Below are 22,202 nucleotides of genomic sequence, written 5' to 3' on the forward strand. Positions count from 1 at the left end.
GTACCATCGAAGGACCCTTCTCCGCGAGAGGTTTCGCATATCACGTCACACCCGCAACTCCTGCAACATTGGCCCCAGATCCGGGCTGCGGGGTATGGTTGCCCCGTAATCCCGAACTGCGTGCCCGTGTCCGGTGAAATCACTGGCCAGGGCGCATTTTCGGGTAGGTGATGGATAGTGGATGGGGTGTGGGCGCGAACATGAGCGGCAAGCAGAGGGCACTGGCACGTCGATGGGGAACCCGCGTGGCCGTCGCCGCCTGCGCCGCAGTCGCATCGGCCGGGCTCGGCATGGTGCCGGCCACTGCCGCACCGGATGCCCGCGCTGCTGAAGAGGTGGTGTCGAGCGTCGTCAAGCATGACTATGCACTCGAGTATTCGGCGCTGGAGCTGGCCATGGAGCCGCATGCGGTGGCGGAGGACCCGGTGTCGAAGATCCTCGGCGCGACCTCCGGGCCGGTGCACAAGCGCGTCGATGGCGTGTGGTTCTCGTCGCCGACCGCGCCGCCGGAGGCCGACCGATTGGCGGAGCAGGGCAAGGCGCTCGTCGGGCCGGGCACGCCGATCCTCGTCGGCGACGGCGGGGCGCGCAACGCGTGCACGCTGACGGCCGCCGGTCGCGACGCCGCGGGCAACCTCATCGGCATGACCGCCGGGCACTGCGGCGGGCCGGGCGCGCCGGTGCGGTCGATGGATGCGACGGAAGCCGGCGTCATCGGCACGGTCCAGCGCGTCGACGCCAGCTTCGACTACGCCGTGCTGGTGTTGAACGGCAAGGCGGTGCCCACCTCCACCTACGGCGACACCCGCGTCGCGTCGGTCGGGCAGCTGCCGAAGGCGGGGGAGATGGCGTGCAAGCAGGGCGTCGCCACCGGTCGCACGTGCGGCCCGACGTGGCTGCAGGGCGCTCCGGGTTCTGCGGCCGAGCCGCACGTGTCCACCCAGATCTGCGCCGCGCCGGGCGATTCGGGGGCGCCGGTGTTCGTCGGCGACCGCCTGGTCGCCATGGTCAAGGGCTCCAATTCCGCCCCGGCGTGCGTCACCCCGTGGCAGGGGCCGGTGTTCGCGCCGACGATCGTCACCTCGGTGCAGGCGCAGATCGACGACATGAACCTCCATGGCGGCCCCGGCGGCGGCTTCCGCCTGGCGTAGGGGAGGGCGCGCCTACCTGGATCGCGCCCGCTTCGCTCCCGCCTACCGCACCCGCGCCTTCGCGGCGACGAGCAGCAGGGCGGCGCGGTCGACCTCGCCGTTCTTGATTTCCCGATTGAGCTTGTGCAGCACCACCGGGCAGCGCAGGCAGCGGGTGCCGGACTTGCAGCACTTCTTCTTCGGCGTCATCCCCGCGAGCTTGAACGGGTCCTTGCCGGCGAGCTTCTTCGCGGCCTTCGCCTCGGCCTTCGAGCATGCGGGCAGGCGAAGCGCGGTCGCGGTGGCCTTCGCCGCGTCCTTCTTCTTCGCCTTCTTCTTGGTCTTGCCGCCCTTGCCGTTCTTGGCCATGGTCCGCATGTCCTTCCCGCCGTGAACTTTCGCGGATCAGGTTAGCGTCACCTCATGCACGGTGGGTAGCCGTGGGTGGTTAACGGGTGTAGCGCGGAGGGGCTGGGCGCGGGGCGTCGCAAAGCAATTGCTTGACGACGCCCACCGCCCACCTACTTCAGGTACTCCAGCACAGCGTCGTGCAGCAGTCCGTTCGTGGCGATGGCGTCGCCGCCGTGCGGCCCGTCCTCGCCGGCCAGCGACGTGAACCGGCCACCGGCCTCGGCGACCAGCACCGCCAGCGGCGCCAAGTCCCACAGGGACACCTCCGGCTCGGCGGCGACGTCGACGGCGCCCTCGGCGACCAGGCAGTAGGAGAAGAAATCGCCGTAGCCGCGCAGGCGCCAGGCGTCGTCGGTGAGCGCGAGCAGCTGGTCGCGCAGGCCGCGGTCGCGCCAGCCGGTCAGGGAGGAAATGGCCACCGAGCTGTCGGCGACATCGGCGACGCGTGAGACGGTGATGCGCTCCGGGGCGGGGGCGCCGACGACCTCGCCGGGCGCCTCCGACGTCGCGGGGGAGCCCAGCGCCGCCGACCGCCACGCGCCGCCGTCCTTCGACGCCCACCAGCGGCGGCCCAGCGCCGGCGCCGACACGACGCCGACGACCGGTACGCCATCGACGAGCAGCGCGATGAGCGTCGCCCACACCGGCACGCCGCGCACGAAATTCTTCGTCCCGTCGATCGGGTCGATCACCCACTGGCGGCCCTCGAACGCCGCGTCCCCGCCGAACTCCTCGCCGAGGACGCCGTCATCGGGACGCTCGGCGGCGAGCATGGCCCGCAGCTCCCGCTCGCAGGCCAGGTCGGCGTCGGACACCGGCGTCAGATCCGGCTTCGACTCGACGTCGAGGTCGGCGGCGCCGAAGCGCGGCATGGTCACCGCGTCGGCGAGGTCGGCGAGCCCGTGGGCGAGGGCGAGGTCATCGGCGTAGGCGCTCATGAGGGGTAGTCTAGACCGGCCCGACCGGAAGGCCCCGCATGCTCCACGCCCTGACCTACGCGTTCATCGACTCGATCAACGTCCTGCTGATCGCGGTCGTCGTCGCGCTGGGCCTCATGCTCCCCGCCGGCCGCTACCGCCGCATCACGCCGCTGCTCATCCTCGGCGATTGGCTGGGCGTGGCCGTGCTGGCGCTGGGCGTGCTGGTGGTCTTCGATGGGCTCGGCGACCAGATCAAGGCGCTGGTCGAGTCGCCGCTGTTCGGCGTGCTGCTCATCCTCACCGGCCTCGCGTCGGCGGTGATGACGTGGCGCGGCGGCGATTCTTCCGCCCTGGTGTCCAAGATCCTCGGGCCGTTGCGCACGCCGTCGCTGATGACCGTGGCCACCGGTTTCGTCCTCGGCGCGATCCAGTCGGTGACGTCGGGGCCGTTCTTCCTGGGTCTGGCGGTGCTGTCCGCGGGCGGCTTGCCCACCGTCGAGAGGTATTTGGGGCTGATCCTTTACGCGTCGGTGGCGCTGAGCTTGCCGACGGTCGTCGCCGTCGCCGTCGGCCTCGTCCGCCTCAACCCGACGTCGTGGTTGGGCGTTCTCTTCCAGCGGGCCCGCGACAACCGCGAGGCTTTCTCGCGCGGCGCGGGCTACCTGGTGTCGGTGCTGCTCATCGTCATCGGCCTGCTGCACTTCTAGCTTCCGCGCCCGCTCGCTCAACCGGCGGCTACTTCTGCAGCGTGGCCTTCAGCTCGGCGACGACGGAGGCCGGGCCCGCGATGCGCCAGCCGTCGACGAACTCCGTCGCGCCGCCCGCGCCGGCGACCAGGGCAATGCCCGGCAGCCAATCCCACGACGCCACCGAATGCTGGTACCACGCGCCGACGCGGCCTTCCGCGACCCCGGCCAAATCCACGGACGCCGACCCGAGGATCCGCCACGTGGCGAACTTCTCGGCGGCGGCGAGCCACGGTGAAAGGAGGGAGTCGTCGCCAAGCCAGCCCGGATGCAGGTACGTGCCCACGCTCAGCGACGCGGCGTCGGCGTCGGAGAGGCGGGGGAGCTCGACGATGCCGCGATCATCGGTGCGGGTGGTGGGCAAATCGGGGCCGCCGACCCACGTCACGTTGCCCACGGTGCGGTGGACGGCGCCGAGGATGATGCGGTCCGGGGCGTCGGGCGAACCCTCCACCAGCGCGATCGCCGAGCACCAGTAGTCGGAGCCGGAGGTGAAGTTGTACGTGCCGTCGACGGGATCGATGACCCACGTGCGGCCGGAGGTGCCCTCCTTCGCCGAGCCCTCCTCGCCGAGGATGCCGTCGTCGGGGCGCAGGCGGGCGAGCTCGGAGACGACGAGCTCCTCGGCGGCGCGGTCGGCGGCGGTGACGACGTCGGAGATGGACGTCTTGAACTCGGTCTCCAGTCCCTCGGCGCGCATCCGCGCCGCCAGTTCCGCGGCGCGGGCGACGACGCGGGCGGCCAGCGCCGCATCGTCCAGGGAGGTGTCGGGGGAGTCGGTCGCAGTGGTCATCGCGTCATCCGTCATGGCCCCCATTGTGCACGCGGCGGCGCCCGGCGCTCGTCGGCGGTGCCCGAAATCGCCGGGGCCCCGTTCGCTACAGTGGAGCGCGTGAATCCCGACGTGACCGCTGACCTCACCGACCTCGACGCGACGTTGACCACCATTGAAAAGGTGGTCGACCCCGCGGAGCTGTCCGATCGGGTCCGCGAGCTGGAGGCGCAGGCCGCCGATCCGTCGCTGTGGGACGACCAGGACCATGCGCAGCAGGTGACGTCGCAGCTGTCGCAGGTGCAGGCGAAGCTGAAGAAGGTCACGGCGCTGCGCGGGCGCCTCGACGACCTGCCGGTGATGTACGAGCTCGCCGACGAGGAGGAGGGCGACGCCGCCGCCGAGGCCGCGGAGCTGGCCGACGCCGAGCGCGCCGACCTGCGCGCCGACATCGAATCGCTCGAGGTCACGACCATGCTGTCGGGCGAGTACGACTCCCGCGAGGCCGTGATCAACATCCGCGCCGGCGCCGGCGGCATCGACGCGGCGGACTTCGCCGAGATGCTCATGCGCATGTACACGCGCTGGGCGGAGAAGGCCGGCCACAAGGTCGACGTCTACGACATCTCCTATGCGGAGGAGGCCGGCATCAAGTCGTCGACGTTCGTCGTCCACGGCGAGTACATGTACGGCCAGATGTCGGTGGAGCAGGGCACGCATCGCCTGGTGCGCATTTCGCCGTTCGACAACCAGGGCCGCCGCCAGACGTCCTTCGCGGAGGTCGAGGTTCTGCCCGTGGTGGAGACCACCGACCACATCGACATCCCGGACAACGAGGTCCGCGTCGACGTCTACCGTTCCTCGGGCCCGGGCGGCCAGTCGGTCAACACGACCGACTCGGCGGTGCGCCTGACGCACGTGCCCACGGGCATCGTGGTGACCTGCCAGAACGAGAAGTCGCAGATCCAGAACAAGGCCTCGGCCATGCGCGTCCTCCAGGCGAAGCTGCTGGAGCGCAAGCGCCAGGAGGAGCAGGCGGAGATGGATGCCCTCGGCGCCGGCGGCAATGCGTCGTGGGGCAACCAGATGCGCTCCTACGTCCTGCACCCGTACCAGATGGTCAAGGATCTGCGGACGAATCACGAGGTCAACAACCCGTCGGCGGTTCTCGACGGCGACATCGACGGCTTCCTCGAGGCCGGCATCCGCTGGCGCATGGACACCGAGAACCCCGACAACGCCGACAGCGCGGGGTAGTCCGGCTGGCCCGGGTGGGCTGTTTTTCCGGCTGCTTTACGACGTCCCGGCGCGCGCCCCGGAGAATTCTCCAACATGAAAGGACTCTCATCGGGGTTTCATGCACCGGTCATGCACGGCGTTCATGCTTGAGTCATGGACATGATGAAGAAGCTGCTGCCACTGGCCGGCGTCATCGCCGTGCCGGTGCTGTTGGCGGTGGCGGGCGGGGCGCTGACCTCCGACGACACCCCGCCGAACGTGTCGGGGGAGCCCGCGGTCACCGATCGTGAGCTGCCGCGGGCGCCGATGCCGGGCGACGCTGGCAACACCGACGACGCTGATAACCCTGATGACTCGGGTGACTCCCGCGAGGCCGGAAACTCCGACGGCGACAACTCCAACGGCGCTGACGGTGGTGCCGGTGGTTCGGGCAGCGGCAAAGGCGCGGGTGGTGCCGGCGCCGGCGGCTCCGGGTCCGGCGCTGCAGGCGGCTCCGGCGGTCGCGCCCCGGCCCCAGCTCCCGCGCAGCCGGCCCCCAACCTCAACTACCAGCCCGCGCCGAATTACGGCGACGACTGGGACGACGACGATTGGGATGACGACTACGATGACGACTGGGACGACGACTGATGGCGGGGGAGAAGCGCGGCGCCCGGGGCGTCGTCAAGCAGAAGGACCGTGAGCCCCGCGAACCTCGCGAGTCCCGCGAGCCCGCGACCACCGGCGGTGCGGAGCCGCTGGTGGGGTCGAAGTTCTCGGCGCGGTGGCGGATCGTCATGTGGATCATGGTGCTGCTGGGCATCGTGCTGTTCACGATCATCCTGACCACCCGGACGATCATGCTCGCCGACGTCGAGGCCTCCGCCAACGCGCAGGTCGAGCAGGAGGCCGAGGAGTTCCGGCGCTTCGCCGTGGAGGGCATCGACCCGGCCACGGGCGAGCCGTTCGACACGTCGACGCGCCTGTTCGAGGTGTTCCTGTCGCGGCAGATCCCCGAAAACGACGAGATCATCGCCGGTGTCGTCGACGACCGCGTCATGCAGATCGAGCGCGGCACCGGGCCCGAGGGCATGGCCGGCGATGGGCCGATGTCCGGCGGCGAGCTGCTGCGCGCGGTCCGCGAGACCGACGCCGCCTCCGGCATTCTCGAATCCGACGAGCACGGCCGCGTCCACTGGGGCCGCGTGGCGCTGACCGGCGGAGCGGACGCGGATCACCTCGTCGTCGCGGCGTTCACCGCCGGCGCGCGGGAGGGCGTCCACCACCAGGTCCGCGTGATCTCGATGGTGGCCGTCGGCGGGTTGCTGCTGACGCTGCTCATCGCGTGGCTCGTCGCCGGGCAGATCCTGGCGCCCGTGCGCGAAGTCCGCCGCGTCGCCGCCCGCATCCAGGACACCGACCTGTCGCAGCGCGTGCCGGTCACCGGGCGCGACGACATCGCCGAACTGGCGCTGACGTTCAACGGGATGCTCGACCGCCTGGAGACCTCCTACGCCACCCAGCGCCGCTTCATCGACGACGCCGGCCACGAGCTGCGCACCCCGATCACCGTCATCCGCGGCCAGCTCGAGCTGCTCGAGGGCGCGTCCGGCGAGGAGCGCGAGCGGTCCATCCGCCTGGCCACCACGGAGCTCGACCGCATGTCGCGCATCGTCTCCGAGCTGCTGACGCTGGCCCGGGCGGAGCGCTCCGACTTCGTCGTGCCGGAGCCCACCGACGTCGCCGACCTGACGCTGGACCTCGAGTCGAAAGCGCAGGCCCTCGGCGACCGCGAGTGGCTGGTCGAGGAGATCGCCGAGACCACCGCCGCCATCGATCCCGAGCGGATCATGCAGGCGATGCTCCAGATCGCCTCCAACGCCGTCGACCACACCGAGGAGGGCTCGGCGATCCGCATCGGCAGCCGCGTCACCGGTTCCGGCGACCGCCGCCTGCTGCGCCTGTGGATCACCGACTCCGGCCCGGGGTTGTCGTCCTACGACGCCCGCCACGTCTTCGACCGCTTCTCCCGCGGCTCGGCGGGCTCGAAGCGCAACAAGGGCGGCGCCGGCCTGGGGCTGTCCATTGTCAAGGCCATCGCCGACGCCCACCGCGGCTCGGCGTGGGTGACGTCGGCGGAAGGGGAGGGGGCCACCTTCGGCCTCGAACTCCCGGCGGGTCCCGAGCCCGCGCCGCGTGACGACGATGCCGGCGCCGCCAATGCCACGGCCGCCACCGAAACCTGGGGCGTGGACCCGGAGACATGGGGTCCCGCGCCGGAACCCGACGAAACGGGCGGACGGGACGTCGCAAAGCACGACGACGCCAACCCACCGACCAACCCGTTCCCGCCGATCGACCCGGGCACCGCAGCCCGCACCGCCAACCCGAAGGAGACGCCATGAGCCGCATCCTCGTCGCAGAAGACGACCGGGGCATCGCCGATTTCATCTGCCGCGGCCTGCGCGACGCCGGCTACGCCACCGACGTCGCCGAAGACGGCCTGACCGCCTACGAACTCGCCCGCGGCGGCGAATACGACCTGGTCGTGCTGGATCTGGGGCTGCCGATCATCGACGGCCGCGTGGTGCTCACCCGCCTGCGACAGTCGGGCGTGACGGTGCCGGTCATCGTGCTCACCGCCCGCGATGGGGTGGAGGACACCGTCGGCAGCCTGGAAGACGGCGCCAACGACCACATGACCAAGCCGTTCCAATTCGCCGAGCTGCTCGCCCGCGTGCGGCTGCGCCTGACCGACGACGCCGCCGGCGACGCATCGGGGCGCATCGCCCACGGCGACCTGGTGCTCGACCCCCGGACCCAGCGCGTGCAGGTCGACGGAAAGTGGGTCGACCTATCGCGCCGCGAGATGGGGCTGCTGGAGGTGTTCCTGCGCCACCCGGGCCAGATCCTGTCGCGCGCCCAGCTGCTCGGCCGGGTGTGGGGCCTGGACTTCGACCCGGCGTCCAACGTCGTCGACGTCTACGTCCGCGCGCTGCGGCGCAAGATCGGCGCGCACCGCGTGGAGACCATCCGCGGATCGGGGTACCGCCTGCCATGACGAACGCCACCAACCGGCCGTGCACGAGCACCGCCGGCGAGTCCCGCGCACCCGAAAACGGGTCGACGACCTTCGCGACGACCCCGCCCGAGCGCCCCATGCCCGCCGTCACCGACATCGACCCCGACGAGCCGCGCGGCGTCGGCGTGCGCGAATGGTTCCGTGCCCTGCCCGGGCCGCTGCACACTGCGACGCGGCCGACGGCGGCGATCACGGCGCTGGTTTTCGCCGCGGGTATCGCGGTGCTTCCCGACGGCACCCCGTTCCACGCCACCGTGACCCTCGCCGTGTTCGCGGCCGCCGTGTGGCTGTGGTCGTTCACCTCCATCGGCGACACGTACATCGCGCTCGGCGCGGCCGTGACCCTGGTGATCATCGGCGTCATCGACGCCGGCGCCGTCTTCGACGCGCTCGGGGAGGACACGACGTGGCTGCTCATCGGCGCCTTCGTCATCTCCGGCGCCGTCGCCGCATCGGGCCTGGGCGTGCGCGCCGCCGTCCACTTGGCCGCCGGGTGCCGCACGCCGCGCGGGCTGGTGCACCTGCTCACGCTCGCCGTCGTGGCCACCGCGTTCGCCATTCCTGCGACCTCCGGGCGCGCGGCGCTGGTGCTGCCGGTGTTCATCGCACTGGCCATCGCGCTGGGCCCGGCGCGCCGCTGGCTCGTCGTGGTGCTCAGCCTGGCGCTGCCGACGGTGATCCTGCTGTCGGCCGTAGGCTCCTACATCGGCGCCGGCGCGCACCTGATCACCGACCAGATCCTCGACCGCGCCGGGCTGGGCACCATCGGCTACACCGGCTGGCTGCTCGTGGGCATGCCGCTGGCGCTGGCGTCGTCGCACCTGGCCGCCGAGATCGTGCTGCTCACCGGCTCGACCCGCGATCAGCGCCGCGAGCGCCTGGACCTGTCCATCGCCGACCTCGCCGCCGGCGTGCCGGGCAACGCACCGGTCACCGGACCGCTGACCATTCACGAATCCCGCTCGGCGATCGTCCTGGTCGCCGTCGTGTGCCTGTGGAGCACCGATGAGCTCCACGGCGTGCACCCGGCCATCGTCGCGCTGCTCGGTGCGCTGGTGATCACCCTGCCGTCGTGGGGCCCGCTCGGGTTCGGCGCCGCATTGAAGAAGGTGCCGTGGTCGCTGCTGCTGTTCATGGCCGCCACGCTCGCGCTGGGCGGGGCGCTCATCGATTCCGGTGCGGCGCAGCTGCTCACGGATCTGCTGGCCTCGGCCGCCCCGGGCGGGTCGGCGGCGGCCCCGGCGTTCCTCGTCGGCATCATCGTCGTCTCGGCCGCGGCGCACCTGATCATCCAGTCCCGCTCCGCCCGGTCGACGGTGCTGGTGCCCATCGTCATCGCTCTGGCCCCGGCCGCCGGCGCCGATCCCGTCATCGCCGCCTTCGCGTCGACGGCAGCGGCGGGTTTTTGCCACACCATGAATTCCTCGGCCAAGCCCATGGCCATGTTCGCCACCGTCCCCGCCGAGCAGGGCATCCCCGTTTTCGACGACGCGTTCCGCCTGCGCAGCGCCGCCCTCATCGTGCTGCCGACCATCGCCATGATCGCCGCGTTCGCGCTGGTCATCTGGCCCGCCATGGGGCTCGGAGCGGGGTAGGGGCGGCGGCGCCGGGCCGTCGCAAAGCAAACCGCGCACGCACAACCAACCAAGCCAGTACCAACCAAGCCATCAACGATAACCCAGGAGAAAAGCCATGACCATGTTCATTCCGCAGCGAGTCCTCGTCGCTCCGTCCGGATTCAAGGAGAGCCTGTCGGCGGTCGAGGCCGCCGAGGCCATCGCCGGGGGCATCCGGCGCGAGCTGCCGGGCGTGCGCGTCGACATTTATCCCGTGCCTGACGGCGGCGAGGGCACCGTGGACATCATCGCCGCGCGCACGGGGGCGCAGCGCCGCACCACGCGCGTGACCGGCCCGGTGGGCCAGCCCGTGTTCGCCGAATGGGCGATCGTCGACGACGGGTCGGGGGAAGGCAGTCCGGTGCGCACGGCGGTGCTGGAGATGGCGTCGGCCGGTGGCCTGCGTCTGGTGCCCTCCGATCTACGTGATCCGGGCGCGACGACGACCCGCGGCGTCGGCGAGCTCATCGCCGCCGCGCTCGACGAGGGCGTCGACCGCATCGTCGTCGGCTGCGGCGACTCCGGGACGTGCGACGGTGGCGCGGGGGCGCTGTCGGCGCTGGGCGTGCGGATCCTCGACCAGGACGGCGAGATCGTCGCCGACGGCGGCGGCAATCTCATCGACGCCGTGGCCATCGACGCCTCCGGCCTGCATCCGGGGCTGGCGTCGACGCCGATCACCCTGGCGTGCAACATGCACAACGTGCTCACCGGGCCGCGCGGCGTCGCCCGCGTTTTCGGCCCGCAGAAGGGCGCGACGCCCGAGCGCGTCGACGAGCTCGACGCGGCGATGACCTCGTGGGCCCGCCTGCTCGAGGGCGCCTTCGCCCCGCCGGTCGACGTCGCCCGCGGCCCGGGTTCGGGAGCCTCCGGAGGGCTCGGTGCGGGGCTGGCGGCCATCGGCGCGGTGCCGCGGTCGCGGTTCGACGTCCTGCTCGACGACTCCGGCCTCGGCGGCCTGGGCTCCGGCGACATCGACGCGCTCATCGACTCCGCGGACCTCGTGGTCACCGCCGAGGGCGCCATCGACTTCCAGACCCCCAACGGCAAGGTCCCCGCCGAAATCGCCCGCCGCGCCCAGCGCGGGGGAGCGCCGGTGCTCGCGCTGGCCGGCTCGCTCGGCCACGGCGCCCCGCAGGTCCACGACTGCGGCATCGGCGCCATCGCCTCCATCATGACCGTGCCCATGGCACTGGAGGATGCGGTCCGCGACGGGCGGGCATTGCTTTCCGACGCCGCCGCCCGATCCATCCGCCTGCTCCTGCTCGGTGCGGCGGTGGCGTCGAGGAGCGAGGAGCGCTTCCGGGAAGGCCTCGCGTCGGCGTAGGTCAGGGGGCCACGCCCCCTCGCTAACCCACCTTGAATGTCTTAACCCACCCGCTATGACGGGTGGGTTAAGACATTCAAGGTGGGTAAACGGCCTCGGCGACGATTCGGCCGGAGTACGTGCCGCAACTCATGTGACACGTGGTGCGCACGGCAACTAGGGTGATGGCCGTGATCACTTTCGACCGGGTTACCAAAACCTACGCAACCTCCACCCGGCCGGCACTGGACAACGTGTCGGCCGAGATCGGCAAGGGCGAATTCGTCTTCCTCATCGGGCCATCGGGCTCCGGCAAGTCGACGTTCCTGCGCCTGATGGTGCGCGAGGAAGCACCGGACTCGGGAACGCTGAACATCAATGGCAACGACGTCGCAAAGCTGTCGAACAGGCAGGTGCCCAAGCACCGCCAGAAGATCGGCTACGTCTTCCAGGACTTCCGCCTGCTGCCGAAGAAGAACGTGTTCGACAACGTCGCGTTCGCGCTGCAGGTCATCGGCAAGAGCCGCGACAAGATCGACAAGGCCGTGCCCGAGACCCTCGAAATGGTCGGCCTCGAGGGCAAGGCCAACCGCATGCCGCACGAGCTGTCCGGCGGCGAGCAGCAGCGCGTGGCCATCGCCCGCGCCTTCGTCAACCGCCCGCTGATCCTGCTCGCCGACGAGCCCACCGGCAACCTCGACCCCGACACCTCGGGCGAGATCATGCTGCTGCTCGACCGCATCAATCGCCTGGGCACCACCGTCGTGATGTCCACCCACGACAACGAGTCCGTCGACGCCATGCGCCGCCGCGTGCTCGAACTGGACAACGGCAAGCTCGTCCGCGACGACGCCACGGGCGTCTACGGTCTGGGCCGCTAGGGCCATCCGGGAACGACGACAGAGAACCAAGGACGCAGGTAAAAAGCGATGAAAACCCGCTTCGTGCTCGGGGAAGCCCTCTCCGGATTGACCAAGAACGTCACCATGACGGTGGCGATGATCATCACCACCGCCATTTCGCTGGCCCTGCTGGCATCGGGCCTGCTGGTCACCGGCATGACCAACGACACCAAGGACCTCTACCTCGACCGCGTGGAGGTGCTCATCGAACTCGACGAGGCCATCTCCGCCGACGACGAGACCTGCGCCTCCGACGGCTGCGTCGAGGTCCGCGAAACCCTCGAGGCCGAAGACGGCGTCGAGCAGGTCACCTACCGCAACCGCCAGCAGAACTACGAGCACTTCGTGGCGCTGTTCGAGGACACCGACCCGGCGCTGGTGGCCAACGCCACCCCCGAGTCGCTGCCCGCCGTGCTGCTGGTGCGCCTGGAGGACCCGACCGACGTGTCGCCGCTCGATCCCGTGCGCGACATGGAGCAGGTCGCCCACGTCACCGACCAGCGCGACGACATCGGCAACGCCGCGTCCAACCTCGATTCGATCCGCAATGCGACGTTCCTCATCGCGGGCATCCAGGCGCTGGCGGCGATCTTCCTCATCGCCAACATGGTGCAGATCGCCGCGTACTCGCGCCGCACCGAGGTCGAGATCATGCGCATGGTCGGCGCGACCCGCTGGTTCACCCAGGCGCCGTTCGTGCTCGAGGCCGTCATCGCCGCGCTCATCGGCGGCGTCCTGGCCATCGCCGGCCTGTTCGCCGGCAAGGCCGCCGTCATCGATCCGGCGATGAAGGGCCTCTACCAGGCGCAGCTCGTCGCCCCGGTGACGGCGACGGACATTTGGCTGGTCGCGCCCATCGTCATCGTCGTCGGTGCGCTATTCGCCGGCATCACCGCCCAGCTGACGCTGCGGTTCTACTCGCGCAAGTAGCGCGGGCGAATCTCACACCTCAGGAAATTCTTGGGCACCGGTCATGACGGGTAAACTGCGTGTCATGACCAACGACGACGTGCAGCGCCCGCCGAAGCTCAAGAAGAACGCCTACGAGAAGGAGCTCAAGCGCCTGCAGGCCGAGCTCGTCGAGATGCAGCAGTGGGTCGTCGAGACCGGCGCGCGCGTCGTGGTCGTGATGGAGGGCCGCGACGCCGCGGGCAAGGGCTCCGCCATCAAGCGCATCACCCAGTACCTGAATCCCCGCACCTGCCGCATCGAGGCGCTGCCGGCGCCGACGTCGCGCGAGTCGGGCCAGTGGTACTTCCAGCGGTACGTGGAGAAGCTGCCGACCGCCGGCGAGATCGTCATCTTCGACCGCTCCTGGTACAACCGCGCGGGCGTCGAGCGCGTCATGGGCTTCTGCACCTCGCAGGAGTACCGCCGCTTCCTGCACCAGGCCCCCATCTTCGAGCGCCTGCTCGTGGAGGACGGGATCATGCTGCGCAAGTACTGGTTCTCCGTCTCGGACGAGGAGCAGGTCAAGCGTTTCGAGTCGCGCCGCGAGGATCCGCTGCGCCGCTGGAAGCTCTCGCCGATGGACCTGGAGTCGATCACCCGCTGGGAGGACTACTCGCGCGCGAAGGACGAGATGTTCATCCACACCGACATCCCGTCGGCGCCGTGGTTCACGGTGGAGTCGGAGGACAAGAAGCGTTCGCGCATCAACGTCATCAGCCACCTGCTGTCGACCATCCCGTACGAGCACATCGAGCGCGAGATGCCGACCATCCCGGAGCGCCCCGAGTCGGAAGCCTCCTACGAGCGCCCGCCGCGCACCGAGTTCCGCTACGTCCCCGACGTCGCCCGCCACCTCGAGGATGAGGAGCTGAAGGCGAAGAAGGCCGCCAAGAAGGCCAAGAAGGCGAAGAAGTCCAAGGACTCCAAGGATTCCAAGGACTCCGGCACCAAGAAGTCCGACAAGAAGTAGGCCCGGCTCCGGCCCCCGCTTTTTCTCGCTTTACGACGTCCCGACCGTCCGCGCCGCCCGGCGTGGACGGTCGATTCGTCGTCAAGCCATGCCCTGCGGGAACGCGGGTGCACCTAACCGCGAATGGCGATTAACTTATTGTGGCGGCCCGGGTGTGCCCTGTGCCACACTGGCGGCATGACTGAATCGGTGATCAAGGACGTTTCCGGCCGCACGGGCCGACTGACCCTCAACCGCCCCAAGGCGCTGAATTCGCTGGACCTGGGCATGGTGCGCCACGTCCGCGAGGCGCTCGACGCGTGGCGCGACGACGACGCCGTGGAGCAGGTCGTGGTGGTGTCGGAGCATCCGAAGGCGTTCTGCGCCGGCGGCGACGTGCGCCAGGTGCGCGACGCCCAGATCGCCGGCAATTCCGCCGAGGGCGACGAGTTCTTCTCGGAGGAGTACGAGATGAACGCGGAGATCGCGGAGTTCCCCAAGCCGTACGTCGCGGTCATCGACGGCATCGCCATGGGCGGCGGGCTGGGCGTGTCGCTGCACGGTTCGCACCGCGTGGTCACCGAGCGGGCGTCGGCCGCGATGCCGGAGATGGCCATCGGATTCGTGCCGGACGTGGGCATTTCATGGTTCTCGCAGCACGTGGAGGCGGCCTCCGGGCGGCCGGAGCCGGCCGTGGCGCGGTTCCTCGGGCTGACCGGGTACCGCCTCAACGCCGCCGACCTGCTGTGGGCGGGGTGGGCGACGCACTTCGTGCCGCAGGATTCGCTGGAGAACTTCCTGCGCGCCGTCGACGCCGATGGCATCGAGGCGGCGCTGGGCGAGTTCGCCGAGGACCCCGCCGCCGCCGGCGAGTCGAACCTCGCCGCGTTCGCGCCGTGCGCCCGCCAGATCTTCGGGTTCGATACGTGGCGCGAGATCGAAAACGCCCTCGACGGCGGGAAGTGCTCCGGCGAGGAGCGGCGCGTGATCAACGACCTGCTGCGCTCGGCCTCGCCGACGTCGCTGGTCGCCGGCGCCGAGCTGTATGCCGCGAATGCCGCCGAGGGCGTCGACCTGCGCACCGGCCTGCGCAACGAGTACGCCGTCGGCCGCATCCTGCGCCTGGCCCCGAACTTCGCCGAGGGCGTGCGCGCCGTGCTGGTGGACAAGGACCGCAACGCCCAGTGGCAGCCGCAGACCACCGGCGAGGTCGACCCGACCCCGTATCGCGAGGCGCTGGAGAAGTAGCGGCCTTCGCGCGGCGTGAACCAGCCGCCCCGATGACCTCGTCGGGGCGGCCGATAGTGTGCAGGCATGCCCGAAGGTCACGTCATCCACCGGCTCGCCCGCGAGTTGAACGAGCGCTTTTCCGGAACACCCCTGTCGGTGAGCAGCCCGCAGGGGCGCTTCGCCGCAGAGGCCGCGCTCGTCGACGGTGCGGAACTCGCCCATGCCGAGGCGTGGGGCAAGCACTTGTTCGTGGAGTTCGACGTACCGAGGCCGGACAACATCATCCACATCCACCTGGGGCTGATCGGCCAGCTGAAATTCGAGGGGCCCGATGACCTCGCCGGCCAGGTGCGGCTGCACGTGTCCACCGGCGAGGAGTCCGCGAACCTGCGTGGCCCCCAGTGGTGCCGGCTGATCACGGATGAGGTGCGCGCGGCGGCGATCGCGAAGGTGGGGGAGGACCCGCTGCGCGCCGACGCCGACCCCGGCGCCATCGTCGATCGGGTGCGGCGGTCGCGCCGGCCTATTGGCGCGCTGTTGGTCGACCAGAAGCTCTACGCCGGGGTGGGAAGCATCTACCGCACCGAAACCCTGTTCCGCCTGGGCATCCACCCGTTGACCCCGGGCACGAACCTTGACTCCGGCACCATCAATGACATGTGGGCCGACCTGCGCGAACTCATGGAGGACGGCGTGCGCGTCGGCCGCATCGACACCGTCCGGCCGGAGCACATGCCGGAGGCGATGGGCCGCGAACCGCGTGCCGACGATCACGGCGGCGAGGTCTACGTCTACCGCCGCACCGGCCAGCCGTGCCACGTGTGCGGGACGCCGGTGGCGGAGACGCCCATCGAGTCCCGCCGCGTCTTCTATTGCCCGGCCTGCCAGCCGGTCTGACGGGCCCCCGCCTCTGCCAGGCCCCTCACCGGTCCCCGCCAACGCCCCGGTCTCCGCCTGCGCCCCGGCCCAACTCCCTGGCGTGCCTACCTGTGCCTGCCACCGGGCTGGGCGAAGTCGTCGGCGATCATCGCGGCGAGCTGCCGGTACGCCAGCTTCGTCGCGGGCTTGAGCATCTCGATGTCCACGTCCGCCCCGCGCGCGATGTGCGGGTCGTGCGGGATGACCTGCACCGCCCGGCACCGCTGCCCGAACAGGTCGCGCAGCGAGTCCGCGTCGACGCCGACGTCGGTGAGCTGGTTGACCACGACCACCGTCGACGACACCAGGTCCGCCCACCCGTGCGCCGACAGCCAGTCCAGGGTCGCCCACGCCGATCGCGCGCCGTCGAGTGCGGGCGTTGCCACGAGGACCAGGCAGTTGGCCTTGGCCAGGATCGATCCGACGGCGCCGTGGACGATTCCCGTGCCGCAGTCGGTGAGCAGGATGTTGTAGTGCCTGCGCAGGATGTCCAGGGTGCGGTCGTAGTCGGCCGCGGAAAATGCCTCGCTTATCGACGGATCCCGTTCGCTCCCCAGAACCTCCAGCCGCGAGGGGGCCTGGGTCGTGTAGGAACGGACTTCGGCGTAGCGGTCCGTCGACGGGGCACGAAGGAGGTCCCGCACGGTGGCGGGGTTGGGTTCGGGGACGCGGTGGGCGAGGGTGCCGAAGTCCGGGTTGGCGTCGATCGCGATGACCCGGTCGCCGCGCAACGACGCGAACGTGGCGCCCAGACCGATGGTCGTGGACGTTTTGCCCACACCGCCCTTCACGCTGAGTACGGCGACGCGGTAGTCGCCGATGACGGGGCGGCGGATGCGTTCGAGCAGTTCGCGCTCGTCGCGTTCGGCGGCGGATTCGCCCGGGTTGAGGCGGCCGCCCGATGCCCGGTGCACCGCGGCCCGCCAGCCGCGTCCTGGCCGGGGCCGTTCGGCGACGAGGCCGGCGATGTCGCCGACCGTCATCGGGCGCTGATCCGCCGTTGCCCGTGCGCCGGTCCGCGGCCGAATCGCCTCCGGCTCCGCGAAGCCCGCAAATGGCGACGGCTCGGCACACTCCTCGGGAACAGTGAATTCCGTGGGTGCGGTGAACTCTGCGGAAGTCGAATGGCCGGTCACTCCGGCCACGGCAGCCTGTCCACCGGCCTCAGTCTGGGCACCGGTCCCGGTCACTTCTGAGATTCCGGTCGGTGGTTCCGTCTTCGCGGTTGTCGTCGGGACCTGCGGCACGAACGGCCGCGCGGTCGGATTGAACATGATCTGTTGAGTCGGCGTCGATGCGCCGGATGAGTCCCCCCTCATGCTCAGGCAAGCTACCCCAGCCCCAGCGCACTCGCGACCGCAGCACTCGCGGCCCTGGTTACCCCGACCTCGCTGCGCGCGGCGTCGCGGATCAGCCTCGCGAGTCGGAGGTCAGCTCCTCGCAGCGCTCCCACAGCGCCGCGGCCACGGCGGTGTCCCTGGACGCCTCGGTCGATCCGACGACCTTCGGGGATCCGGTGAGCTCGCCGGTCCGGTGCGGGCCCACGTACTTCCCGCCGGCCAGCTCCTGCACGGTGGAGGCGTAGAGAATCGGGAGGACCCCTTGCTCGGCGGGCTGCACCATGAACGGGATGCGCTCGGCGGCGCGCATCAACCGATCCAACGCGCCCGACCCCGATCGGTACTGCAGGTTCGTCGCCGAGTACCCGGGGTGGGCGGCCACGGCCTTGAGCCGGGAACCCGCCGCCTCGAGCCGTCGCTGATGCTCGAAGGCGAGCATCACGCACGCCAGCTTCGACGCCCCGTAGGCGGGCATGGCGGAGTACTTCCGGCTGGTCCAGTCCAGATCGTCGAGGTTAATCGAGCCGAACCTGTGCATGATCGACCCGAGCCACACGACCCGGTCGGTCAGCTGCGCTTCCAGGCGGCGAGCCAGCGCGAAGTGTCCGAGGACGTTCACCCCGAACTGCATCTCGTGCCCCTGCGCCGTGCGGGCGAGGGGGATGTTCATCAGGCCGGCGTTGAGGATCAGCACGTCAATGGGCCGGCTCGCCAGCGAGTCGGCGCAGCCGTCCACCGAGTCCAGATCGGCGAGGTCCAGCTCCACGACTTCGGCGCGGTCGGGGTGGGCAAGCCCCGCGCGTGCGGTCTCGGCTCGTGCGGTGTCGCGGCAGGCCATGATCACCTGCGCGCCGGCCGTGGTCAGTGCATCGGTGGCCTGCAGGCCGAGACCCGAATTGGCGCCCGTGACCAGGAAGGTCCGTCCGGTCTGGTCGGGCATGTCTGCGGTGGTCCAGCTGTTGCGGCTCATGCGGACGAGACTACGCACCCCGAGTGCCCGTCGGCGGGAAACTAGAGCAGCACGACGATGACCACGAACACCGTGATGGCCGCATCGAGCAGCCCCACCGTCTTCGGCGTCCACGGCCGCTCGCGCCGGGCGCCGGTGACCGGCATGAGCACGGCGCGGGCCAGCAGCACCAGCGCGGCGACGATCGCCAGCGGATTGACGGGATCACCGTCGGTGATCCGGGCCGCGGCCAGGGCGGCGAACAGCACCACCACGTGATACGCCACCGACCCGATGAACCAGGGCCTGGAACCGCGCTCGCGGATGAGTGTCTTCACGTACGGCACCGTGCCCGCGAAAAACGCCAGGTACACGGCGAACGCCGCCCACGCCTTCGCATCGAGCCCGCCACCGGCCCACGCCGCCACCGGCAGGATCAGGCACGCGGCGATGACCGTGGAAATCCCCGACAGCAGCGACCTCGGCCGCCGTCTCCACGCCTCGTAAACGGCCACGGCCACCAGGGGAGCGAACGCCGGCACCCAGATGAGGAGCTGCCAGTTGAACAGCAGCGTCGTCAAGCCCGCGACCGCCGCCAACGACCCGTAGACCAGCACCGGCGGGCGATTGCGCTCGCGGAAGCGCGAGCGAATCCACACGCTGCCCGCGAAGAACGTGAAATACCCGAGCCACCACGTCAGCAACAGGGGAATCGCGGTCCACGACGGGGCGAGGATGACGCCGGTGATCGCGGGGACCGTCACCATGAACCAGGCGCCATGCTGGTCCGGCACCCAACCGGGGGAGCGGCGGCGCGTGAGGGGCTTGACCATGCCCCCAGCCTACTAATGCGCATCCCCCGGGGGCATTTTGGGCCGGGGCTCCGCTCGAACCCCGCACGAAGCCCGCCCATTCCCCGCCCATTCCCCGCCGGGCGGTCCGGGGACGGTGCTAACGTCGGAATCGCACATTCTCAGGGCGGGGTGGAATTCCCCACCGGCGGTGACGCCGGGCCGATCATGGCCCGGACGAGTCCGCGAGCGCTCCCGCGAGGGAGGTCAGCAGATCCGGTTGGAACCCGGAACCGACGGTCATAGTCCGGATGGGAGAGAAGGAGATTCATCGTGGATTCCGTCATGTCCGCGCTCGTCGGTTTTTTGACCGCGCAGCTGACCATCGGGGGCGTGCCCATTTTGGTGCGCGAGGTCGTCGGCAATGTTTTCGGCCTGGGTTCGGCGTATCTGGGCATGCGCCGGCTCGTGTGGGCCTGGCCGGTGGGCATCGCCGGCAACATGCTGTTGTTCACCGTGTTCCTCGGCGGCGTGTTCCATACGCCGCAGGACCTGGACCTGTACGGCCAGGCGGGCCGCCAGGTCATGTTCCTGGTGGTCAGCGTCTACGGCTGGTGGCGGTGGGCGCGGACGCGCCGGGCGGCGGTGGCGGGCGGTTCTTCGCTTGACGACGCCGCCGTGGTGCCCCGATGGGCCACCGGACGCGAGCGGATGCTCATGCTCGCCATCGCCGTGGGCGGCACCATCGTGTGCGCGAAGATTTTCCAGGCACTCGGGTCGTGGGGGCCGTGGGCCGATGCGTGGATCTTCGTGGGATCGCTGCTGGCCACGTGGGGCATGGCGAAGGGCTGGACGGAGTTCTGGCTGATCTGGATCGCCGTCGACGTCGTGGGCGTGCCCTTGCTGTTCCTCGGCGGGTACTACCCGTCGGCGGCGCTGTACCTGTTCTATGCCGGGTTCGTCACCTGGGGGTTCGTCACCTGGCTGCGCGTGCAGCGGCGGGCGGCCGCCCAGGGCCCGCAGCCGGTCCCGGCGGCCGCGGCAGCGGATCAGGAGCGGGCGGCCTCGGCTTCGTCGAGCAGCCGGTCCAGCGTCACCACGACGCCCGAGTCGGTGTTGGACGGCGCCAGGTAGTTCGACGCCGCCTTGATGTCCTCGTGGGCGTTGGCCATGGCGAAGGACATCTCGCCGGCCGACATCATCTGCAGGTCGTTGAGGAAGTCGCCGAACACCGCCGTCTGTTGCGCCGTGACGCCCAGGCGTTCCTGCAGCGCGCGCACGGCGTGGCCCTTGTGGCGGCCCGGGACCATCAGGTCCACCCAGCACTGCCCCGACACCGCGACCTCCAGGCGGTCGCCGACCAGGTCCGCCATCAGCGGCGCGGCGTCGAGCTCCGAGCCGCGGCCGTCGAAGATGGCCAGCTTGATGGCACCGTCGTTGACCTCGTGCAGGTCCTCCACCACCGCACGCGCGTGGTAGTACTTCGAGGCCTCGTCGGTGAAGCCCGGCTGGTCGATTTCCACGTAGGCGCAGTCCGGGTGGCAGACGATCAGGCCCATGGGCTTGCCATCGGCGCGCGCGGCGCGCACCGCGTCGATGACCTCGTCGACCAGCGCCGGGTCCATGCCGTCGGCCGCGGAGATCTCGCCGTCGCGCACCACCACGTTGCCGTTTTCGGCGATGTAGGAGTCGACGGTGGCACCGCCCTCGGTGCGGACCCCGCCGAACATGTCGCGCAGCGTCGCGTACTGGCGCCCCGACGCCGGGGCGAAGGTGATGCCGCCGGCATTCAGGCGATCGAGGATGCGGGGGAGGTCGGCGGGGAGGTCGCCGGCGTCGTCGAGAAGCGTGCCGTCCATGTCCACCACGACCAGGCGCAGATCGGCCGGGGCGGCGGGGAAATCGGGGGACCGGAGGTCACCGGGGACATCGGGGCGATGGGGTGTTTCGCGCATGCCCGCGACACTAGTCCCCGAACCGTATCGGGGCACAACACCCCGGCGGCCCGGGTTGTTGGGCTGTGGTGACCCTGGTTTTCCGACCGCGGCGACCCTGGATCTCCGGCACCGGCGACTCTAGCCCTCGGCCGTGCCGCCCCTAGTCCTCGGGCAGCGGCGGCTCGTGGCGCAGGTCGCGGGCCTCGGCGCGGCGGACTTCGCGGGGATCGTCGCCGCGGTGCTTGCGGCCCGGGCGGGGCCGCGGCCACGAGCTCAGGCCCGGCAGCTTCTCCAGCGCCTCGCGGCCGGCGTCGACGGACCGGCGCAGCACTTCGCCGCCGACGTCGCGCGTGCGGTCGAAGGCATCCGAGGCCAGGTGCTCCGCCTTGCGCAGCAGCTCCTCGCGCTTCTCGTCGCGGCGGCGCTTGACCTCCGCCGCATCGGTCTGCCGGTTCCTCTCCCGGGTGAAGGCCTCTGCGTCGCGGGCCTCGGCGTCGGAAAGCCTCTTGGATGCGGCAGCCGCGGCATCCCAGCTCTCCTCGAGGCTCTCGGCCAGGTGCAGCATCGCGTCGATGCGGCGTTCCATGTCGCGCATCTTCTCCCGGTAGCCGGACTGGATGTCGTAGCGGCGCAGCAGGCGGCGGGCGCGCGACGCATCCTCGCGCCACGAAGCGATCGGGCCCTCGGCGATGGAATCATCCGCGATGAACCGGTGCTCCCACGGGTCGACGTCGGGCGACGACAAATTCGAGCGGAGGCGCTCATCGCGATCCAGCACCTCCTGCACCAGCAGGCGGGCGCGCTCCTCGGCATGGGAGGCGCGGGCGGAACGGGAATTGTCGGAACGGAAAGTCACGTGGCCCATCCTACGGACGGGCGCGCGCGACGTGGGCCGATCGGGGCGGCCCGGCGGTCGCGGAAGCGTGTGGTGCGCGTTCCCGGGCGCGCCAACGGCTAAACCCACCCCGAATGTCCTAACCCACCCCGAATGTCCTAACCCACCCGTTGTAGCGGGTGGGTTAGGACATTCGGGG

General features: G+C 70.5%; 22 protein-coding genes and 1 riboswitch. Of the genes, 14 read left to right on the forward strand and 8 right to left on the reverse strand.

Annotated features, from left to right (window positions below; translation table 11 throughout):
• The first annotated feature begins 200 nt into the window (after nt 1-200).
• On the forward strand, nt 201-1,151 hold the full coding sequence (locus ACFWGD_RS11290) for a trypsin-like peptidase domain-containing protein (protein ID WP_377778798.1): 951 nt from the start codon (nt 201-203) through the stop codon (nt 1,149-1,151).
• Between the two features lie 42 nt (nt 1,152-1,193).
• Here the strand turns inward: ACFWGD_RS11290 and ACFWGD_RS11295 are convergent, their stop codons facing one another.
• Entirely contained in the window at nt 1,194-1,499 is a 306-nt protein-coding gene (locus ACFWGD_RS11295) for a hypothetical protein (RefSeq protein ID WP_377778799.1), read from the reverse strand.
• 152 nt (nt 1,500-1,651) lie between these two features.
• On the reverse strand, nt 1,652-2,479 hold the full coding sequence (gene hisN / locus ACFWGD_RS11300; protein WP_377778800.1) for a histidinol-phosphatase: 828 nt from the start codon (nt 2,477-2,479) through the stop codon (nt 1,652-1,654).
• Nucleotides 2,480-2,517: 38 nt separating this feature from the next.
• Here hisN and ACFWGD_RS11305 point away from each other — a divergent pair, with 38 nt between their 5' ends.
• Nucleotides 2,518-3,168: a hypothetical protein gene (locus ACFWGD_RS11305; RefSeq protein ID WP_377778801.1), complete on the forward strand. Its 651-nt coding sequence runs from the start codon at nt 2,518-2,520 to the stop codon at nt 3,166-3,168.
• 28 nt (nt 3,169-3,196) lie between these two features.
• Here ACFWGD_RS11305 and ACFWGD_RS11310 read toward each other — a convergent pair whose 3' ends face one another.
• Complete coding sequence (locus ACFWGD_RS11310; RefSeq protein ID WP_377778802.1) at nt 3,197-4,015, reverse strand: inositol monophosphatase family protein; 819 nt, start codon at nt 4,013-4,015, stop codon at nt 3,197-3,199.
• An 84-nt stretch (nt 4,016-4,099) separates the two neighbouring features.
• Between ACFWGD_RS11310 and prfB the strand changes: the two genes are divergently transcribed.
• The 11 genes from prfB (at nt 4,100) to ACFWGD_RS11365 (ending at nt 16,130) form a co-directional block, all read left to right on the forward strand.
• Entirely contained in the window at nt 4,100-5,236 is a 1,137-nt protein-coding gene (prfB, locus tag ACFWGD_RS11315) for a peptide chain release factor 2 (RefSeq protein ID WP_377778803.1), read from the forward strand.
• A 135-nt stretch (nt 5,237-5,371) separates the two neighbouring features.
• Entirely contained in the window at nt 5,372-5,848 is a 477-nt protein-coding gene (locus ACFWGD_RS11320; protein WP_377778804.1) for a hypothetical protein, read from the forward strand.
• Nucleotides 5,848-7,602: a sensor histidine kinase gene (locus tag ACFWGD_RS11325; protein ID WP_377778805.1), complete on the forward strand. Its 1,755-nt coding sequence runs from the start codon at nt 5,848-5,850 to the stop codon at nt 7,600-7,602. Before ACFWGD_RS11320 ends, ACFWGD_RS11325 begins: the two co-directional genes overlap by 1 nt.
• Entirely contained in the window at nt 7,599-8,258 is a 660-nt protein-coding gene (locus tag ACFWGD_RS11330) for a response regulator transcription factor (protein ID WP_377778806.1), read from the forward strand. Before ACFWGD_RS11325 ends, ACFWGD_RS11330 begins: the two co-directional genes overlap by 4 nt.
• Complete coding sequence (locus ACFWGD_RS11335) at nt 8,255-9,874, forward strand: SLC13 family permease (protein ID WP_377778807.1); 1,620 nt, start codon at nt 8,255-8,257, stop codon at nt 9,872-9,874. The genes ACFWGD_RS11330 and ACFWGD_RS11335 overlap by 4 nt, the downstream gene beginning before the upstream one ends.
• Before the next feature lie 97 nt (nt 9,875-9,971).
• The gene (locus tag ACFWGD_RS11340; protein ID WP_377778808.1) at nt 9,972-11,222 is read left to right on the forward strand and encodes a glycerate kinase; all 1,251 of its coding nucleotides are present in this window, start codon (nt 9,972-9,974) and stop codon (nt 11,220-11,222) included.
• Nucleotides 11,223-11,392: 170 nt separating this feature from the next.
• Nucleotides 11,393-12,082, forward strand: a complete 690-nt coding sequence (gene ftsE, locus ACFWGD_RS11345; RefSeq protein WP_377778809.1) for a cell division ATP-binding protein FtsE — start codon at nt 11,393-11,395, stop codon at nt 12,080-12,082.
• Nucleotides 12,083-12,130: 48 nt separating this feature from the next.
• Complete coding sequence (ftsX, locus tag ACFWGD_RS11350) at nt 12,131-13,033, forward strand: permease-like cell division protein FtsX (protein WP_377778810.1); 903 nt, start codon at nt 12,131-12,133, stop codon at nt 13,031-13,033.
• Between the two features lie 64 nt (nt 13,034-13,097).
• Nucleotides 13,098-14,024: a polyphosphate kinase 2 gene (gene ppk2, locus ACFWGD_RS11355; RefSeq protein ID WP_377778811.1), complete on the forward strand. Its 927-nt coding sequence runs from the start codon at nt 13,098-13,100 to the stop codon at nt 14,022-14,024.
• 177 nt (nt 14,025-14,201) lie between these two features.
• A complete protein-coding gene (locus ACFWGD_RS11360; protein WP_377778812.1) occupies nt 14,202-15,251 on the forward strand; it encodes an enoyl-CoA hydratase/isomerase family protein in 1,050 nt (349 codons plus the stop codon).
• A 66-nt stretch (nt 15,252-15,317) separates the two neighbouring features.
• The gene (locus tag ACFWGD_RS11365) at nt 15,318-16,130 is read left to right on the forward strand and encodes an Fpg/Nei family DNA glycosylase (RefSeq protein ID WP_377778813.1); all 813 of its coding nucleotides are present in this window, start codon (nt 15,318-15,320) and stop codon (nt 16,128-16,130) included.
• A gap of 86 nt (nt 16,131-16,216) precedes the next feature.
• On the opposite strand, the gene ACFWGD_RS11370 is transcribed toward ACFWGD_RS11365, so the two are convergent.
• The 3 genes from ACFWGD_RS11370 to ACFWGD_RS11380 form a co-directional block, all read right to left on the reverse strand.
• Entirely contained in the window at nt 16,217-17,134 is a 918-nt protein-coding gene (locus ACFWGD_RS11370) for a MinD/ParA family protein (RefSeq protein ID WP_377778814.1), read from the reverse strand.
• Nucleotides 17,135-17,561: 427 nt separating this feature from the next.
• Entirely contained in the window at nt 17,562-18,461 is a 900-nt protein-coding gene (locus ACFWGD_RS11375; RefSeq protein ID WP_377778815.1) for an SDR family NAD(P)-dependent oxidoreductase, read from the reverse strand.
• A 41-nt stretch (nt 18,462-18,502) separates the two neighbouring features.
• Nucleotides 18,503-19,273 (reverse strand): YwiC-like family protein, encoded by a 771-nt coding sequence (locus ACFWGD_RS11380; RefSeq protein ID WP_377778816.1) that lies wholly within the window; start codon nt 19,271-19,273, stop codon nt 18,503-18,505.
• Nucleotides 19,274-19,405: 132 nt separating this feature from the next.
• A riboswitch (FMN riboswitch) is annotated at nt 19,406-19,558 on the forward strand.
• Nucleotides 19,559-19,576: 18 nt separating this feature from the next.
• Here ACFWGD_RS11380 and ACFWGD_RS11385 point away from each other — a divergent pair.
• Nucleotides 19,577-20,365, forward strand: coding sequence for a nicotinamide riboside transporter PnuC (locus tag ACFWGD_RS11385; protein ID WP_377778820.1), 789 nt, complete (start codon nt 19,577-19,579; stop codon nt 20,363-20,365).
• Here ACFWGD_RS11385 and ACFWGD_RS11390 read toward each other — a convergent pair.
• Together ACFWGD_RS11390 and ACFWGD_RS11395 are read right to left on the reverse strand one after the other, a co-directional pair.
• The gene (locus ACFWGD_RS11390; RefSeq protein ID WP_377778817.1) at nt 20,281-21,186 is read right to left on the reverse strand and encodes an HAD hydrolase family protein; all 906 of its coding nucleotides are present in this window, start codon (nt 21,184-21,186) and stop codon (nt 20,281-20,283) included. The two genes, ACFWGD_RS11385 and ACFWGD_RS11390, sit on opposite strands and share 85 nt — an antisense overlap.
• A 142-nt stretch (nt 21,187-21,328) precedes the next feature.
• On the reverse strand, nt 21,329-22,024 hold the full coding sequence (locus tag ACFWGD_RS11395) for a hypothetical protein (protein WP_377778818.1): 696 nt from the start codon (nt 22,022-22,024) through the stop codon (nt 21,329-21,331).
• Nucleotides 22,025-22,202 lie beyond the last annotated feature (178 nt).

This window comes from Corynebacterium sp. NPDC060344, assembly GCF_042725215.1.
GTDB lineage: Bacteria > Actinomycetota > Actinomycetes > Mycobacteriales > Mycobacteriaceae > Corynebacterium.

Bases quoted from the DNA above. Each gene is read 5' to 3' on its own strand.
- ACFWGD_RS11310 (WP_377778802.1), bottom strand. From the start codon at position 4,015: ATGACGGATGACGCGATGACCACTGCGACCGACTCCCCCGACACCTCC.
- ACFWGD_RS11380 (WP_377778816.1), bottom strand. From the start codon at position 19,273: ATGGTCAAGCCCCTCACGCGCCGCCGCTCCCCCGGTTGGGTGCCGGAC.
- ACFWGD_RS11390 (WP_377778817.1), bottom strand. From the start codon at position 21,186: ATGCGCGAAACACCCCATCGCCCCGATGTCCCCGGTGACCTCCGGTCC.
- ACFWGD_RS11375 (WP_377778815.1), bottom strand. From the start codon at position 18,461: ATGAGCCGCAACAGCTGGACCACCGCAGACATGCCCGACCAGACCGGA.
- ACFWGD_RS11360 (WP_377778812.1), top strand. From the start codon at position 14,202: ATGACTGAATCGGTGATCAAGGACGTTTCCGGCCGCACGGGCCGACTG.
- ACFWGD_RS11325 (WP_377778805.1), top strand. From the start codon at position 5,848: ATGGCGGGGGAGAAGCGCGGCGCCCGGGGCGTCGTCAAGCAGAAGGAC.
- ACFWGD_RS11365 (WP_377778813.1), top strand. From the start codon at position 15,318: ATGCCCGAAGGTCACGTCATCCACCGGCTCGCCCGCGAGTTGAACGAG.
- ACFWGD_RS11290 (WP_377778798.1), top strand. From the start codon at position 201: ATGAGCGGCAAGCAGAGGGCACTGGCACGTCGATGGGGAACCCGCGTG.
- ACFWGD_RS11340 (WP_377778808.1), top strand. From the start codon at position 9,972: ATGACCATGTTCATTCCGCAGCGAGTCCTCGTCGCTCCGTCCGGATTC.
- ACFWGD_RS11305 (WP_377778801.1), top strand. From the start codon at position 2,518: ATGCTCCACGCCCTGACCTACGCGTTCATCGACTCGATCAACGTCCTG.
- ACFWGD_RS11295 (WP_377778799.1), bottom strand. From the start codon at position 1,499: ATGGCCAAGAACGGCAAGGGCGGCAAGACCAAGAAGAAGGCGAAGAAG.
- ppk2 (WP_377778811.1), top strand. From the start codon at position 13,098: ATGACCAACGACGACGTGCAGCGCCCGCCGAAGCTCAAGAAGAACGCC.
- ACFWGD_RS11335 (WP_377778807.1), top strand. From the start codon at position 8,255: ATGACGAACGCCACCAACCGGCCGTGCACGAGCACCGCCGGCGAGTCC.
- ACFWGD_RS11320 (WP_377778804.1), top strand. From the start codon at position 5,372: ATGGACATGATGAAGAAGCTGCTGCCACTGGCCGGCGTCATCGCCGTG.
- hisN (WP_377778800.1), bottom strand. From the start codon at position 2,479: ATGAGCGCCTACGCCGATGACCTCGCCCTCGCCCACGGGCTCGCCGAC.
- ACFWGD_RS11370 (WP_377778814.1), bottom strand. From the start codon at position 17,134: ATGACGGTCGGCGACATCGCCGGCCTCGTCGCCGAACGGCCCCGGCCA.
- ACFWGD_RS11385 (WP_377778820.1), top strand. From the start codon at position 19,577: ATGTCCGCGCTCGTCGGTTTTTTGACCGCGCAGCTGACCATCGGGGGC.
- ACFWGD_RS11330 (WP_377778806.1), top strand. From the start codon at position 7,599: ATGAGCCGCATCCTCGTCGCAGAAGACGACCGGGGCATCGCCGATTTC.
- ftsX (WP_377778810.1), top strand. From the start codon at position 12,131: ATGAAAACCCGCTTCGTGCTCGGGGAAGCCCTCTCCGGATTGACCAAG.